At 70.8% G+C, this 16,555-nt stretch carries 7 protein-coding genes and 1 pseudogene; 6 read left to right on the top strand and 2 right to left on the bottom strand.

The genetic code is table 11. From position 1 onward, the window contains the following. The first annotated feature begins 456 nt into the window (after positions 1-456). From AB5J56_RS39330 to AB5J56_RS39315, 4 genes are all read left to right on the top strand, one after another. Positions 457-2,442 (top strand): beta-galactosidase, encoded by a 1,986-nt coding sequence (locus AB5J56_RS39330; RefSeq protein WP_369240286.1) that lies wholly within the window; start codon positions 457-459, stop codon positions 2,440-2,442. A gap of 36 nt (positions 2,443-2,478) precedes the next feature. Further along, positions 2,479-4,617, top strand: a complete 2,139-nt coding sequence (locus AB5J56_RS39325; protein WP_369240284.1) for an alpha-galactosidase — start codon at positions 2,479-2,481, stop codon at positions 4,615-4,617. A 44-nt stretch (positions 4,618-4,661) separates the two neighbouring features. Beyond that, on the top strand, positions 4,662-6,173 hold the full coding sequence (locus tag AB5J56_RS39320) for a glycoside hydrolase family 43 protein (protein WP_369240282.1): 1,512 nt from the start codon (positions 4,662-4,664) through the stop codon (positions 6,171-6,173). A 131-nt stretch (positions 6,174-6,304) separates the two neighbouring features. Beyond that, positions 6,305-8,068 (top strand): cellulase family glycosylhydrolase, encoded by a 1,764-nt coding sequence (locus tag AB5J56_RS39315; RefSeq protein WP_369240280.1) that lies wholly within the window; start codon positions 6,305-6,307, stop codon positions 8,066-8,068. A gap of 376 nt (positions 8,069-8,444) precedes the next feature. On the opposite strand, the pseudogene AB5J56_RS39310 reads toward AB5J56_RS39315, so the two are convergent. Then, a pseudogene (locus tag AB5J56_RS39310) lies at positions 8,445-10,587 on the bottom strand (beta-galactosidase). A gap of 445 nt (positions 10,588-11,032) precedes the next feature. On the opposite strand from AB5J56_RS39310, the gene AB5J56_RS39305 reads away from it, so the two are divergent. After that, positions 11,033-12,433 carry a GH1 family beta-glucosidase gene (locus tag AB5J56_RS39305; RefSeq protein ID WP_369240278.1) on the top strand — a complete coding sequence of 467 codons (1,401 nt, stop codon included), beginning with the start codon at positions 11,033-11,035 and terminating at the stop codon, positions 12,431-12,433. After that, a complete protein-coding gene (yicI, locus tag AB5J56_RS39300) occupies positions 12,430-14,712 on the top strand; it encodes an alpha-xylosidase (protein WP_369240276.1) in 2,283 nt (760 codons plus the stop codon). The genes AB5J56_RS39305 and yicI overlap by 4 nt, the downstream gene beginning before the upstream one ends. An 80-nt stretch (positions 14,713-14,792) precedes the next feature. On the opposite strand, the gene AB5J56_RS39295 is transcribed toward yicI, so the two are convergent. Further along, the gene (locus AB5J56_RS39295; protein WP_369240274.1) at positions 14,793-16,529 is read right to left on the bottom strand and encodes an amylo-alpha-1,6-glucosidase; all 1,737 of its coding nucleotides are present in this window, start codon (positions 16,527-16,529) and stop codon (positions 14,793-14,795) included. Between the last annotated feature and the right edge of the window lie 26 nt (positions 16,530-16,555).

Genomic DNA, 16,555 nt, shown 5'->3' with positions numbered 1-16,555 from the left:
CTGCCTCGGAGCGCGGGAACTGAACTTCAGGCATGGGATGTTGAAGGGTCAGCGCAGGAGAGGGAGAGAGCGGCGAACAGACCGCCGGAGCCGCCGGAACAGCCAGAGTCGAACCCGCTCCGCACAGGAGGCCCGGGGCACACGCGACGCCGCCGGATGGCTCGATGTTGCCATCACTCACAGCACAAGAGGCTCTCCACCACGTCGTTCTGGTGCGTGGAGTCGTACACCCCTCAGAAGCTAAGTGTGGACCGTCCCGGAAGCACGACTGTCGAAGCGCTTCAACACTGACATTCCCCCTGGTGAGCTGCCAATGGGTCAGCAAAGCAAAGAGCCTCTCTTGTAGAGACTCTTGTTTCGCACGAAACATGTCCGTTAACTTGCGCCTGGGATTGAAGCGCTTCGACAGCCGCCGCAGGAAAACACGATTCAACCCTCCGTACCCGAGGAACCGTCATGACGACTCGCAGCATCACCGACCGCCTGGGCGGCCTGGCCTTCGGCGGGGACTACAACCCCGAGCAGTGGGACGAGCCGGTCTGGAAGGAGGACGACGAGCTGATGCGCAGGGCCAGGGTCAACCTCGCCACGGTGGGCGTCTTCTCCTGGGCGCTGCTGGAACCGGAGGAGGGACGCTACGACTTCGCCTGGCTCGACGCCCACATCGAACGCCTGCACGCGAACGGCGTGACCGTCGACCTCGCCACCCCCACCGCCTCACCGCCGCCCTGGTTCACCCTGGCCCACCCGGACGCGCTGATGGTCGGCCCCGACGGCACCCGACTCGTCCACGGCAGCCGGGACACGTACTGCCTCACCGCACCCGCGTACCGCAACGCCGCCCGCCGGATCGCGTCCGCGCTGGCCGAACGCTACGGCGACCACCCCGCCCTCGCCCTGTGGCACGTGCACAACGAGTACGCCACCCTCTGCTACTGCGACCACACGGCGGCCGCCTTCCGGGTGTGGCTGCGCGCCCGTCACGGCTCGCTCGACGCCCTCAACGAGGCCTGGGGAACGGCCTTCTGGAGTCAGCGCTACACCTCCTGGGAACAGGTGCTGCCGCCGCGTGCGACGAACTGGCACAAGAACCCCGGCCAGGAGCTGGACTTCCGCCGCTTCTGGGCCGACGAGGTCACCGCCGCCTACCGCGAGCAGCGCGACGTGATCCGCGCGCACAGCGACCGGCCCGTGACGACCAACCTGATGCTGCCCGCGTACCAGAACATCGACGTGTGGGCTCTCGCCCGGGAACTCGACGTGGTCACCATCGACCAGTACCCCGGCGCGCCCGGCCTGGCCGCCGCCGCCGACGTCGCCTTCCACGCGGATCGCGCCCGCTCCCTGGGCGGCGGCCGTCCCTGGCTGCTGATGGAGCAGGGCACCAACACCGTCTACGACGGCGACCGGGTCCTCGCCAAGGACCCCGGTGACATCCTGCGCCACACCCTCGGCCACATCGCACGAGGCTCGGAGGGCGCCCTCTTCTTCCAGTGGCGGCAGTCCCGGGCCGGCGCCGAGACATGGCACTCGGGGATGGTTCCGCACGCGGGACCCGACAGCCGGATCTTCCGCGAGGTCACACAGACCGGGGAGGCCGTCGCCCGCCTCGGTGAGCTGGCGGGCTCGACAGTGTCCGCGTCAGTGGCCGTCCTGCACGACCCGGACGCCTGGTGGGCACTCGGCGTGGACGGCCTGCCCTCCCCGGAGCTCGACTATCACGCGGCACTCGGCCGGGCCCACCGCGCACTGTGGGACGCCGGCGTCATGGTCGACTTCGCCCACCCCGCACACGAGTTGAGCCACTACCCGCTCGTCGTCGCACCGGCCCTGTTCCTCCTCTCCGACGCGGTGGCCGAGAAGCTGCGCCGATACGTCGCCGACGGCGGGACGCTCCTTGTCCAGCACGCGAGCGGCTACGTCGACGAGCGCCTGCACGCCCACCTCGGCGGCTACCCGGCCGCTCCCCTGCGCGAGGCGCTGGGCATCCGGGTGGAGGAGTACCGGCCGCTGCGGCGCAGCGAGCGGATCACCCTCTCGGACGGAACACAGGGCACCGCCTGGAGCGAGTCCCTGCGCACCGAAGGCGCCGAGACGCTCGCCGCCTACACCCACGGGATGCTCACCGGCAGCCCGGCGCTGACCCGGCACCGCCTGGGCACCGGGCAGGGCTGGTACCTCTCCACCCACCTCGACGACGCCGACTACGGCGCCCTGGTCGCCCGGCTGCTCGACGAGGCCGGTGTGGGCCCCGAGATGCCGGGCCTGCCCCCGCAGGTCGAGGCCGTCACCCGACGCACCCCGGACGGCCGCAACTGGCGCTTCCTCATCAACCACAGCGCCGAACCCGTCTCGTTGCCCGAGCCCGCCCACGACCTGCTCACAGACGGCGCAGTGTCCCAACTGCCGCCCGGCGGCTGCGCGGTACTGCGCGGGCACTGACCTCGAAAGGGCCGACATGACCAAGGGACAGCCGACATGAACAAGGAACAAGGGCCCTTCTTCCGCTGGGGGCACGAGGCCCTTCACCTGGAGATCGTCCTCAATGACGACGGCAGCCCGCGCCTCACTCACCTCGGACTGCCCGGCGAAGCGCAGAGAATCCCCGGTGCGTCCCTGCCCCTGGTGGAGGTGACGGCCGCGGGTCACGGCCGCGGCTGGTCGGGCAACCGCCTCGTGGGCACCGATCTCGGCGGGCGTCTGCGCCACCGGGCCCACGGCGCGACCCGAGACGGCGACTGGCACACGCTGACCGTGCACCTCCACGATCCGGAAACCGGGCTGGTCGCGGAGGTGACCTATCGCTCGCCGGACGGCGTCCCTGTGCTCCGCAGCGAGGTGACCCTGCGCAACGAAGGGCGGACCACGCTCCACCTGGAGTCGGTCAGCTCCCTCGCGGTGGGCTGCCTCACCCCGCAGGACCCGGCGGCCATCGACACCGCGGACCTGCTGTGGGCGGAGAACGACTGGCTCGCCGAATGCCGCTGGCAGCGACAGCCGATGCGCCTGACCACGCCGGCCCACAGCGGACGGGTGAGCAACGGGCACGGCAGAGCCGGCTTCGCCCTCAATGGACAGGGCACCTGGTCCAGTTGCGGACGCCTCCCCATGGGCGGCCTGACGGACCGACGCACCGGCCGCACCTGGGTGTGGCAGATCGAACACAACGGCGGGGGCTGGCGCTGGGAATGCGAAGAGCGGGACAGCGCGGCCTACGTGGCGCTGTTCGGCCCCACCGACACCCACCACGGCTGGCGGCACCCCCTTGAACCCGGCACCGTCTTCCGCACCGTACCCGCCGCCCTGTCCTTCAGCGACGACGGCGGCCCCGACGAGGCGTTCGCCGCACTGACCCGCTACCGCCGCGCCCAGCGCCGCCCGCACGCCGACCACCAGCGCCTGCCCGTCATCTTCAACGACTACATGAACTGCCTGATGGGCGACCCCACGACCGAGAAGCTGCTGCCGCACATCGAAGCGGCGGCCGACGCGGGCGCGGAGTACTTCGTCATCGACGCCGGCTGGTACGACGGCGAGAACGGCGGCTGGTGGGACAGCGTCGGCGCCTGGGAGGCCGCCGCCTCCCGGTTCCCCGGGGTGCGCGGGATCCACGAGGTCCTTGACCGCATCCGGGAGCGCGGCATGGTCCCCGGCCTGTGGCTGGAGCCGGAGGTGATCGGCGTCCGCAGCCCCATGGCCAAGTCCCTGCCCGACGAGGCGTTCTTCCGCCGCGACGGCATCCGCGTCGCGGAGGCCGGCCGGCACCACCTGGACCTGCGCCACCCGGCCGCCCGTGCCCATCTGGACGAGGTCGTGGACCGCCTGGTCGGCGAGTGGGGCGTCGGCTACCTCAAGCTCGACCACAACATCGACCCCGGCTCCGGCACCAGCGCCCACCCAGGCGAGACCCCGGGCGCCGGACTGCTCGGCCACAACCGCGCCCACCTCGACTGGCTCGACGGCGTCCTGGACCGCTACCCGCACCTGGTGCTGGAGAACTGCTCCTCCGGCGGCATGCGTTGGGACGACGCCCTGCTGTCCCGGATGCAGTTGCAGTCCACGAGCGACCAGCAGAACCTCCACCTCTACGCGCCCATCGCGGCCTCCGCGCCCACCGCCGTCACCCCTGAACAGGGTGCCGTCTGGGCGTACCCCCAGCCGGAGGACTCCCTCGACGAGGTGGCCTTCACGATGGCGGGCGCGCTCCTCGGCCGGATCCATCTCTCCGGCCGCCTTCCCGAACTCGAGCCGGATGCCCGCGCCCTGGTCCACGAGGCGGTTGCGGCGTACAAGGCCATCCGCGCCGACCTGCCGCGGGCCGTGCCGTCCTGGCCCCTGGGCCTTCCTGGCTGGGACGACCCCTGGATCGCCCTGGCCCTGCGCACCCCCGCCACCACCTACCTCACCGTCTGGCGCCGCCCCGGAACCGACACCACAGCGACGCTGCACCTGCCCGACCTGAGGGACACCGCCGCCCGTGTCGATCTGCTCTACCCCTCGGCCAGTCGGGCCGTCTCCGCCTGGACGCCCGCCACGGCCGAGCTGAGCCTGACCCTGCCCACCGCGCCGTCCGCCGTCCTGCTCCGCATCACCGGCACGGACCACGGCGCTCCCTGAACCACCCCACCACCGCATCACGCATCGACGAGAGGACCTATCGGGTGCCCCCTCTGCACCAGCCGGCCGGACGCTTGACCAACCCCGTGATCCCCGGCTTCCACCCCGACCCCAGCGTCTGCCGCGTCGGCGACGACTACTACCTGGCCTGCTCCAGCTTCGAGTACTTCCCTGGGGTGCCCCTCTTCCACAGCCGTGACCTGGTGCACTGGACGCAGATCGGCAACGCCCTGGACCGGCCGGAGCAGCTGCGTCTGTCGGACGCCCGGTCCTCCGGCGGGATCTACGCCCCCACCCTGCGCCACCACGACGGCCGCTTCTGGCTGATCGTCACCAACTGCACCGAGGGCGGCGGCAACTTCATCGTCACGGCCACCGACCCCGCCGGACCCTGGTCGGACCCCATCTGGGCGCCGGGTGTCCCCGGCATCGATCCCGACCTGGTCTGGGACGAGGACGGCACCTGCTGGTGCACGGTCGCCGGGGTCTCGCAGGTCCGTATCGACCCGTCCACCGGGCAGACGTACGGCACTCCGCACAAGCTCTGGTCCGGCGGGCCCGGCGCCAAGGCCCCGGAAGCGCCGCACCTGTACCGGATCGGCGACTACTGGTACCTGCTCATCGCCGAGGGCGGCACCGAGCGCTGCCACGGCGTCTCGATCGCCCGCGGCCGTACGCCCAACGGACCGTTCGAGCCGTGCCCCGACAATCCGATCCTCACCCACCGGGGCACCGACCACCCCGTCCAGAACACCGGGCACGCCGACCTGGTCCAGGGCCCCGACGGCTCCTGGTGGATGGTCTTCCTCGGCGTCCGACCGGGCGGCGGCACGCCGGGCTGGCACGTGCTCGGCCGGGAGACCTTCCTGGCCCCCGTGACCTGGGTGGACGACTGGCCGGTCGTCGGCGAGGTCACCCTGGACCTGCCCGAACTCCCGTGGCCGCTCTCCCCCAGCCCTGTCGAGGAGCACCGGGACGACTTCGAGCTCGCCGAACTGCGACCGTCCTGGGTCTCCCTGCGCGACCGGCCCGCCGAACACGTCACGACCAAGGAGCGCCCCGGATGGCTGACGCTCCGCGCGCGGGGCGGCTCCCTGGACGAGTCCGACGTGGTGTTCACCGGCCGGCGCCAGCAGCACCTGTCGTGCCGGGCGCGCACTCTGGTCGATGCCGCGGAGGGAGGCGGTGGCCTCGCCGTGCGGCTCGACGAGCAGCACCACTACGCGATCGAGGTGTCCGGCACGCAGGTGCGGGTGATCGCGCGCGTCGGCTCCCTGCGCACGGTCGTGGCCGAACAGTCCGTGCCCGCCGGGCCGGTGGTCCTCGCCGTCACGATCACGGAACCGCCGTCTCCGCACGGGCCGTGCACGGGACCCGACGTCGTCTCCCTCGGCGTCGAGCAGCCCGACGGCACGCTCACCGAGCTCGCGACCCTCGACGGCCGCTACCTGTCGACCGAGGTCGCCGGCGGCTTCACCGGCCGGGTCATCGGCATGTACGCCGCGGCAGGCACCGTCCACTTCGACTGGTTCGACTACGAGCCCCTCGACGGCTGAGCCAGGCCTCTCCTTCCGCATCTCTCTGCACCCCTCCGCCTCCCTCTGCTCACCATGAGCCGGCGGTGGCGTCTGATCGCTGCCCGGCCAGGGACCGGATCACCCGCACCACCGACCGAAAGGCATGACACATGAAGGACATACGGAGACCCGCACACCAGCGCGGCCGCGGATCCGGCCGCCTGGCCGGCCTGCTGATGGCGCTGCTCGTCGTCCTGGGACTGTCCGGCAGCACCGCGCTCGCCGCGACCGACGGCACGGCACAGCAGGCAAGCGCCACGGTCAAGGTTCCGGCCGGTGCCAAGGACGCCGTGGCCGCGATGCAGCCCAGTTGGAACCTGGGCAACACCCTGGACGCGATTCCGGACGAGACGTCCTGGGGCAACCCCAAGGCCACCAGGGAGCTGTTCAAGACCATCCGGGCGCAGGGCTTCCACAGCGTCCGCATCCCGGTGACCTGGAGCGCACGCCAGTCCACCACCGCGCCCTACACCGTCGACGCCGCGTACCTGAGCCGTGTCAAGGAGGTGGTCGACTGGGCACAGGCAGAGAACCTCTACGTCGTGCTCAACGTCCACCACGACTCATGGCAGTGGGTCTCGAAGATCTCCACCGACCACGACAACGTGCTCGCCCGCTACGACGCCCTGTGGACCCAGATCTCCGCGACGTTCCGGGACGAGCCGCGCACCCTGCTCTTCGAGAGCATCAACGAACCGGGCTTCGACAACGCCACGGCGGCGCAGAAGACCCAGTTCATGAACGAGCTGAACACCTCGTTCCACGAGATCGTCCGCTCTTCGGGCGGCGCGAACAAGGGCCGCCTGCTCGTCCTGACCACGCAGGGCGGCACTCCCTCACAGGACCTCATGGACGACCTGTACACGACGATCAGCGCGCTGCACGACAGCAACCTGGTCGCCACCGTGCACTACTACAGCTGGTACCCGTTCAGCGTGAACATCGCGGGCGGCACCCGGTACGACGCCACCCCCCAGAACGACCTGACCGACGCCTTCGCCCGCATGCACGACACCTTCGTCGCCAGGGGCATCCCCGTCTACCTCGGCGAGTACGGCCTGCTGAGCTGGCCCGACCATTTCCATCCCGACCGCGTCGAGCGGGGTGAGGCGCTGAAGTACTTCGAGCACCTCGGACACGCGGCGCGCCAGGCCGGCGTCACCACCGCCCTGTGGGACCCCTTCGCCTACCTGAACCGGGACACCCTGAAGTGGCGGGACCCCGCCCTGTTCGCCTGGATCAAGTCGAGCTGGACCACCCGCTCGGGAACCGCCTCCTTCGACAAGGTCTTCGTGGCGAAGTCGAGCCGGATCACGGCCCAGTCGCTCACACTGAACCTGAACGGCACCAAGTTCCAGGGTCTGTGGAACGGCGACACCAAGCTTGTCCCGGGCAAGGACTACACCGTCTTCAAGGATCGGCTCACCCTCACGGCGCAGGCGCTGACCCACCTGACCGGCGAGCGGGACTACGGGGTCAACGCGACGCTCCAGGCCCGGTTCTCCCGCGGCCTGCCCTGGAAGATCGACGTGGTCACCTATGACACGCCGGTGCTGTCGAACGCCACGGGCACACCCGATTCGTTCACCCTTCCCACGAAGTACCAGGGCGACCTGCTGGCGACCATGGAGTCCACGTACGCCGACGGCAGCAACGCCGGCCAGACCAGCTGGACTCCGTACCAGGAGTTCAACGCGGCCTTCTCGCCGGACTACCCGAACGGCACGATCATCCTGACCCCCGAATTCCTGAAGGCACTGCGTGACGGCGAAGCGGCGACGCTGACCTTCCACTTCCACAGCGGCGCCAAAGTGAAGTACAAGGTCACGAAGTCCGGAGACTCCGTCACCGGTACGGCTGTCCAGGAATCCTGACCGCCCGGCCCTCGCCCTGGTTGCCCAACTACCGGGGCATCGGCCCCGCCTACGAGGCCGCGGACGGAAACGGCGCCTGCCTGTTCGGCCCCATCCCCGACCTCATGATCGCGGCCATGAACACCACCGACTACGAAACGTCCAGGCAGAGCTCACGCTGTCCCCGGGTACGGCCGGGCCCTACGACTACGCCACGGTGAGCGCCTCCGTTGCCGTGCCGGCCGGTGTGCACGACGTCCGCCTCGGGCTGCGTGGCACGGTGCGGCTCGCGCGCGTCGCCTTCTCCGTCTGAGGTCCGCATCGACCCCGTCCATGTGCACGGGAGTCCGGCACCGGAAGGCTTCGGTGCCGGACTCGGCCTCTTGTGGCCCGCGTTCTACTCAACCGCCGCGGCGGACCCCGGTGCGGCGGCGAGGACGCGGACGTCCCAGGCACCGAGCGTCACGGGCGTGCCGGCCGGGACCACGCTGCCGTCCAGGGCGTCGGTCAGGTCCACCGGGGCCTGGGCGGTGGCCGGCTGCCAGCTCCAGTTGTGGACGACGTGGACGCGCCGGCCGTCGGGGGCGGTGCCGGTGGCGACGGTGACCGAGTCCGGCAGGCCCTGCCAGCCGCTGCATGGGGCGGGCGCGAGCCACGCGGCGAGCGCGCGGGCCAGATCGCGGCCGGGCACGGTGCCCACGCAGGTGACGCGGCCCGCGCCGTGGCGGCGGGTGGTGACGGCGGGCCAGCGCCCGAAGTGCGGGTGGTCGTACTCGGCCAGGACGTCGGCGTCCTCGACGGCCAGGCCCTCCACCCAACGGGTGGCCACCGCGTCGGCGGGCAGCTGGAGCGGGCTGTCCGGTGCGGTGCGCAGCGGCAGGTCGGCGTGCAGGTTGCTGAACTCGTCGTACCGGACGCCCGCGGCCCGGGCCAGTCGCGCCGGTGTCACCTCGTGGCGGGCCCGCGCCTCATGGTCGCCGTAGCCGGTGCGGGGACCGAGGACGAGGTGGCCGCCCGCCTCCGCGTAGGCGCCGAGCCAGTCGAGCATGCCGTCGTCCGCCACGTACAGCGCGGGAGCGATGAGCACGGGGTGCAGCTCGGCCGCCGACTGCGGTGTCAGGCCGGGGCGTTCGCCGCGTGGGTCGTGCAACTGTCGGGCGTGCAGGATCCGTACCTGGCGCCCCGCCTCGAACGCGCCCCGGTAGAACGGCTCGAAGATGCCCTCGTACGCACCCCCGTCCGGACCGCCGTCGGGGCCCGCGAGCGGCGGATACTTCTGCATCAGCCATCTGCTCGGCGCCGAATACACCATCGCGATGTCCGCGTCCGGTGTGATCCCGGCGACCAGGTCCCCGGCCCGCTCCAACTCGGCTCCCAGACGGGCGAGTTCACCATAGGCGCGACCCGGTCGTCCGCTGTGCGGGAGGATCCCGCCCCAGTACGTCTCGGCGCCGAAGTGCAGCGTGTGCCAGTGCCAGTACTCGATCATGCGGGCCCCGCGCGCGACCAGCGCCCACGCGGCCTGCCGCCACTGGCCGTCGAAGGCGGGCCGGTTGTCCGAAGTGCCGCCGATGGCCTGGGCGTTGGTCTCCGTGATCAGGAACGGCTCCTGGCGCGAGGAGTAGATCCGGTCGGCGCTCTGGTGCAGCGCCCATGCCCCGTACGCCATCCACTGCCCCGGCAGCCTCTCGCGCGGCGGCTCGGGCATGGTGAGGCTGTCCTGCATGTCGTAGTACGGGTTGCCCGCGGTGATGTCCAGGCTGTCGGTGAGCTCCGTCGTCCTCCAGGCCGGGAGAGCCGTAGGCCAGGCACGTGGTGACGAACTGGCCGGGCCGCGCGTACTCGCGCACGATGCCCGCCTGCCAGGCGATGAACTCGGTGGTCTGCCGGGCCTGGAACGCCCGCCAGGCCAGGTCGTACTGCGGCTGCGCGTTGCCCTCCGGCTTCCACAGGTCGGCCCAGGTGGACAGCCGGTGCGACCAGTACACCAGCCCCCACTCCCGGTTGAGGGTCTCCACATCGCCGTAGCGCTGCCGCAGGTCGTCCACGAAGCGCTGGAAGACTCCGTGGTTGTGCGGCAGTCGCGGGCCCGGCTCGTTGTCGACCTGGAAACCGATGACCGCGGGATGGCCGGCGTAGCGGGCCGCGATCGCGCGGATCACCCGCTCCGCGTGGAAACGGAAGGCCGGGTGCGTGAAGTCGACCTCCTGCCGGGCGCCCCACGCGGCGCGGCGCCCGGTGGCGTCCTCGGCGGCGATCTCCGGGTACTGCCGGGCCAGCCATGGCGGCACCGCGTAGGTGGGAGTTCCGAGGACGACGGAGATGCCGCGATCGTGGGATCCGTCCAGGACGGGTTGCAGCCAGTCGAGTTCGAACCGGCCGTTCTCCGGTTCCCAGGTGGACCAGACCGACTCGCCGACGCGGATGACGGTGAACTTCGCCTCCGCCATGAGGTCGAGGTCGGTCTTGAGCCGCTCGTACGGCTGGTACTCGTGGTAGTAGGCGGCGCCGAACAGGACGCGCGCGGGCAGATCAGTCATGTGAAGCCCTCAAGGAGACGGATGGGTCCCGGCCGCCGGAATCCGGTCGTTGATCCCGGCGGCCGGGACGGGGAGGTGGTGGGTGTCCGGAGGTCGAACCGGTCACGGACGTACCGGACTTGGTCACGTGGTGGGTGAGGGTGGCGCCGCCCCTCATCGGATCGTCGAAGCGCTTCACCTGATCACGCAAGTTAATGAGGAATTTCTGGCGGAGCAAGAGGGCAACAGACAATGGAGCCCTCTTCCTCGCTGGGCATTGACATCACATCTTGGGTGGTGACAGCGTCGAAGCGCTTCACCTACTGATATCTCTCCCGCTCGTTGAGGTGTCCCTCCCATGGGTTCCTCATGGGGTCACCAACTCGCCCGCCCGACTTGCCTGGCCGCACCGGCGCGGCCCGGCGATGGAGCTCTGAACACCCTGTCCGACGCATCCGGGCCCGCCGTGCGCCCATTCCCCTTCCCCGAACTGCCCGTCGGGTTCCGCTTCGGAGCCGCGACCGCCGCCTACCAGATCGAGGGCGCCCACGATGAGGACGGCCGTGGCCCGTCCATCTGGGACACCTTCAGCCACACCCCTGGCCGCACTCTCGGCGGCGCCACTGGTGACGCCGCCTGCGACCACTACCACCGCTCCCGCGAGGACATCGGCCTGCTGCGCGGGCTCGGCGTCGACGGCTACCGCTTCTCGATCGCCTGGCCCCGGCTGCTGCCCCAGGGCACCGGTCCGGTCAACGCCAAGGGCCTGGACTTCTACGACCGGCTGATCGACGGTCTGCTGGCCGCCGGTGTCACCCCCGCGGTCACGCTCTACCACTGGGACCTGCCCCAGGCCCTGGAGGACCGCGGCGGCTGGCGCGTCAGGGAGACCGCCGAGGCGTTCGCGCAGTACGCGGCCCTCGCGGCCGAGCGCTACGGGGACCGGGTGGAGCGCTGGATCACCCTCAACGAGCCGTACTGCTCCGCCTTCGTCGGCTACGCCGAGGGGCGGCACGCACCCGGCGCCGAAGAGGGCCGCGGCGCGCTGGCCGCCGCCCACCACCTGCTGGTGGGCCACGGCCTCGCGGTACGTGCGCTGCGCGCCGCGGGTGCCCGCGAGATCGGAGTCACCCTCAACCTCGACCGCATCCACGCCGCCTCCGGCCTCCCCGAGGACCGGGCCGCCCTGCGCCGGGCCGAGGTCCTCCACAACGAGGTCTGGGCCGAGCCGCTCCTCGCCGGACGCTACCCGGAGCACGAGGACGAGACCTGGGGCGGTCTCGCCGCCGGTGCCTGGCGGTTGCCCGGCGACCTGGAACTGATCGGCGCCCCGCTGGACTTCCTCGGCGTCAACTTCTACCGCCCCGTGACGGTCGCCGCCGCCCCTCACCGCGAGGCCGACCCCGAAGTGCGCACCGCCGTGGACATCGGTGTCACCGAGCTGGACCCGTACGGGACCCGGCACACCACCATGGGCTGGCCCGTCGTCCCGGAGGCGCTCACCGAGCTGCTCTGCGGACTCGACGCCCGCTACCCGCACCTTCCACCGGTCTGGATCACCGAGAACGGCTCCGCCGAGACCGACACCGTCGGCCCCGACGGCAGGGTCCACGACACCGAGCGGATCGACTACCTCACGGACCACCTCGCCGCTGTCGCCGCCGCTGTGGCCGCCGGGGTGGACGTGCGTGGCTATTACGCCTGGTCGCTGCTGGACAACTTCGAGTGGGCGCGCGGCTATGACCAGCGCTTCGGTCTCGTCCACGTCGACTACGACACGCTGACCCGAACGCCCAAGGACAGCTACCACTGGTACCGGGGCCTGATCACCGCGCATCGCGCGCGGACGGAGGAAACCACCCCATGAAGTTCACCGACGGCTACTGGCTGATGCGTCCGGGCGTCACCGCGTGCTACGCCACCGAGGTCGCGGACGTCCGGGCCGACGAGCACCGGATGACCCTCTACGCGCCGGTGAAGCACGTCGACCGCCGCGCCGGCATCCTCAACAGCGCGCTGCTGACGGTCGAGTGCTGGTCGCCCGCCGAGGGCGTGATCGGGGTACGTGCCACCCACCACGCAGGTTCGGTGCGGCGGGCGCCGGAGTTCGCGCTGCCCGGTGCGCAACCGGATGCGGGAAAGGTTCGCCGGGACGGCGCGGTGGTCGAGCTCAGTGCGGGTGAGCTGTCGCTGCGGGTGGACACCTCCCAGCCGTGGCACCTGGAGTTCACCGCCGGCGGGCGGATGCTGACCTCCGTGAACGAGCGCGGCACCGGCTTCGTCACCGACGCCGCCGGCCGGCACTTCATGCTCGGGCAACTCTCCCTGGGCGTAGGGGAGTCGGTGTACGGACTGGGTGAGCGGTTCACCCCGTTCGTCAAGAACGGGCAGACGGTGGACATCTGGCAGGCCGACGGCGGCACCAGCAGCGAACAGGCCTACAAGAACATCCCCTTCCACCTGACCAACCGCGGCTACGGCGTCTTCGTCAACCACCCCGGCAAGGTCAGTTACGAGGTCGGCTCCGAGTCGGTCGGGCAGGTCCAGTTCAGCGTCGAGGACCAGTCACTGGAGTTCTTCGTCGTGTACGGCCCGACCCCGAAGGAGATCCTGGCGCGCTACACCGCGCTCACCGGCCGTCCCGCGCTGCCCCCGGCCTGGGCGCTCGGCCTGTGGCTGACCACCTCTTTCACCACCGACTACGACGAGGCCACCGTCAACCGCTTCGTCGACGGCATGGCCGAGCGCGGCATCCCGCTGAGCGTCTTCCACTTCGACTGCTTCTGGATGCGCGGCTACCAGTGGTGCGACTTCGACTGGGACTCCGAGACCTTCCCCGACCCCGAAGGCATGCTGGCGCGGCTCAAGGAGCGGGGCCTCAAGATCTCCGCCTGGATCAACCCGTACATCGCGCAGAAGTCCCCGCTGTTCGAGGAGGGCATGCGCGAGGGTCATCTCGTACGCCGCCCCGACGGCAGCGTATGGCAGTGGGACCTGTGGCAGGCAGGCATGGCCCTGGTGGACTTCACCAACCCGGCCGCGCGCGACTGGTACACCGGGAAACTGAAGACGCTGCTCGGCCAGGGCGTGGACTGCTTCAAGACCGACTTCGGCGAGCGCATCCCCACCGACGTCGTCTGGCATGACGGCTCCGACCCCGAGCGGATGCACAACTACTACACCCACCTGTTCAATCAGGCGGTCTTCGAGCTGCTGAGGGAAGAGCGTGGCGAGGGCGAGGCGCTGCTGTTCGCCCGCTCGGCCACGGCGGGCGGTCAGCAGTACCCGGTGCACTGGGGCGGCGACTGCGAGTCCCACTTCGGCGCCATGGCCGAGTCGCTGCGCGGCGGACTCTCCCTCGGCCTGTCCGGCTTCGGTTTCTGGAGCCATGACATCGGCGGCTTCGAGGGCACCCCGACCCCGGCCGTGTTCAAGCGCTGGGTGCAGTTCGGGCTGCTCTCCTCGCACAGCCGCCTGCACGGCAGCAAGTCGTACCGCGTGCCGTGGGACTACGGCGAGGAGGCCGTCGACGTCACGCGCGAGTTCACCCTGCTCAAGCACCGCCTCGCCCCGTATCTCCAGCGCGCCGCGCAGCAGGCGCACAGCACCGGTGTCCCGGTGATGCGCGCCATGGTGCTGGAGTTCCCCGACGACCCGACCGCCGCCACCCTCGACCGGCAGTACATGCTCGGTGACGACCTGCTCGTCGCCCCGGTCTTCACCGAGGACGGCACGGTCGAGTACTACGTGCCGGAAGGCACATGGACGAATGTGCTGACGGGTGCTCAGGTCACCGGTCCGCGCTGGGCCCGTGAGCAGCACGGCTTCCACACCCTGCCGCTGCTGGCCCGCCCGGACTCGGTCATCCCGATGGCCGCCGACGATCAGCACCCGGTCTCCGCATGGGCGGACGGCGTCGAACTGCGGGTGCACGCCTTCGCCGACGGCGCCGAGCACACCGTGGTGATCCCCCGCACCGACGGCCCCGGTGAGACGGCCCGCTTCCAGCTGCGCCGCCGGGGCGACCGCCTGCACGTGACCACCGACAGCCCGCACCCGTGGCAGCTGCGGATCGGCGGCCCGGACGCAACCGTGTACACCTGGCCCGCCGGCACCTCGGAGGCCGGTCTGCCGTACCCGGCCTGAGCCCGACAGTCAGGGTGGGGTCCCCGCGGGGCCCCGCCCTCGACGGGGTTCCTCGCCGACCGCGCCCTCGCACCCGCTCCTTAAGCGCGGCTTCGGAGTTCGTATGCCTCGGCGAAGAGGAGGTAGCTGCTGGCTGTCCAGGTGTAGGCGCGGTCGCGCAGGCCCATGCCGGTGAGGGCGTCGAAGTTCTCCGCGAAGCCGTGTCTCTCGCACAGCGCCCGGAAGCGGGCGCTGATCTCCTCGGCGAGGCGATGGTGGCCGGCACGGCGCAGGCCGTCCTCGACGAGAACCGTGGCGGGTGCCCAGATCGGGCCGCGCCAGTAGCCGTCGGGACGGTAGTGCGGTGAGGTGGGGAGTTCGGTGGCGAGGCCGTACGGGGTCAGGTGTGCCTCGATGCGGGTGGCCAGGGACTTGGCGACGTCCTCGGGCAGGTGCTCACCCAGGGCGATCGGCATCAGGTCGAGGAGACTGGAGCTGCTCCAGGTGCTGCCACTGCCGACGCCGCGCGCCATGAACCGCTCCCCCGTCCACAGTTCGTCGAGCAGGGCCGCCTGAGTCCCCTCGGCGAGGCGTTGCCACTCCCGCGCCTCTTCGGCGAGACCGAGTTCCGTTGCCAGGACGACGAGTTCGTGTAGTTGCAGGACGAGGAACGCGGCGAGGTCGGCGGTGACGACGACGCGCTCGGGGTCGAAGGTCGTGGCGTTGTCCCAGCCGCTGTCGTTGCCGTGCTGGTAGTGGGGCAGAGCAGCGCCCGGCGCTCGGCGCGCGGTGAGCCAGAATTCCGTCCAGCGGCTCAACCTGCCGTAGACGTCGGCGAGTTCCTCGCGGCCCAGGGGCTCGGCGAGCCGTCGGCGCAGCCGGCCCAGGGTCCAGCCGTGGATGGGCGGTTTGACGAAATTGCGGAGGACTTCTGAGTGGGTCACCGAGTCGGGCAGGGCCCCACTCTCGTCCTGGTGGTCGAACGGCAGCGAGAACTGGTCCCACGCCAGCGCGGGCAGTCCGGGCGCCAGGGCAAGGGCGTTGAAGCAGTGGTCCCAGCTCCAGACCTTGTCCATCCAGTGCTTGGACATCAGCACCGCGGACCGGGTGACGAAGCCGACCGGATCCACCCCCGCCGACCAGACGACGTAGGCGGCGAGTTCGGCGGCCGGGGTACGGGACGAGCGCCAGGGCGCCACCATGTCGACGAAGTCGGCGAAGGCCTGCTCCGCAGCGGTCACGACCGCGTCGAACGTCGTCCGGGCTGTGTAGGGGCGCCGTGCGCTGTCGAGTTCCTCGATGGCGGCCTCCCAGGTCCCGCCCGCCTTCGCGCCGATCGTGACACCGCGCTCGGCACTGCCCAGGGCCTGGCCTCCGCAGACATCGCTCACGACTCCCGACAGCACGGTCACCCGGTAGCGGCGGCCGGTCTCGTACGAGGTGAAGACGTACGCCCCGTCCACCGGGTCCCGGTAGAAGTACGTGCCCGTGAAGGGTGTCAGCGTCCGCGCCGCAGCTGCGACGCGCAGGCTCGTTCCTTCACCGCGCAGGCGTACGGTGTCCGGCGATGCGTAGGCGAGGTCGATCCGTCCTCCCCCGTGGGTCCAGCTGAGCAGACTCGGTGTCGGCGTCACAGCGGTCTCGGTCCGCTCACCTGTCGTGGGGTCGAGGGGCACGAGGCGCAGGACCGGGTGCATGCCGTTCTGGTGGGAGACCAGATGGAGGTCTTCGGCGCGCGTCTTCTCCGCGAGCACGGGGGAGATGCCGAACCAGGAGCCGTGCGTGCTGAACGGAATGTCATGGAAGGAGAAGGCCGGGCCGGATCGGGCGGCGGTCATCAAGCGTTACTCGTTTCTTGAGCAGG

Source organism: Streptomyces sp. R21, from assembly GCF_041051975.1.
In the GTDB taxonomy this organism is placed as follows: Bacteria; Actinomycetota; Actinomycetes; order Streptomycetales; family Streptomycetaceae; genus Streptomyces.
The sequence above is the reverse complement of the archived record's forward strand: the minus strand, read 5'-3'. Positions and strand labels throughout refer to the sequence as shown.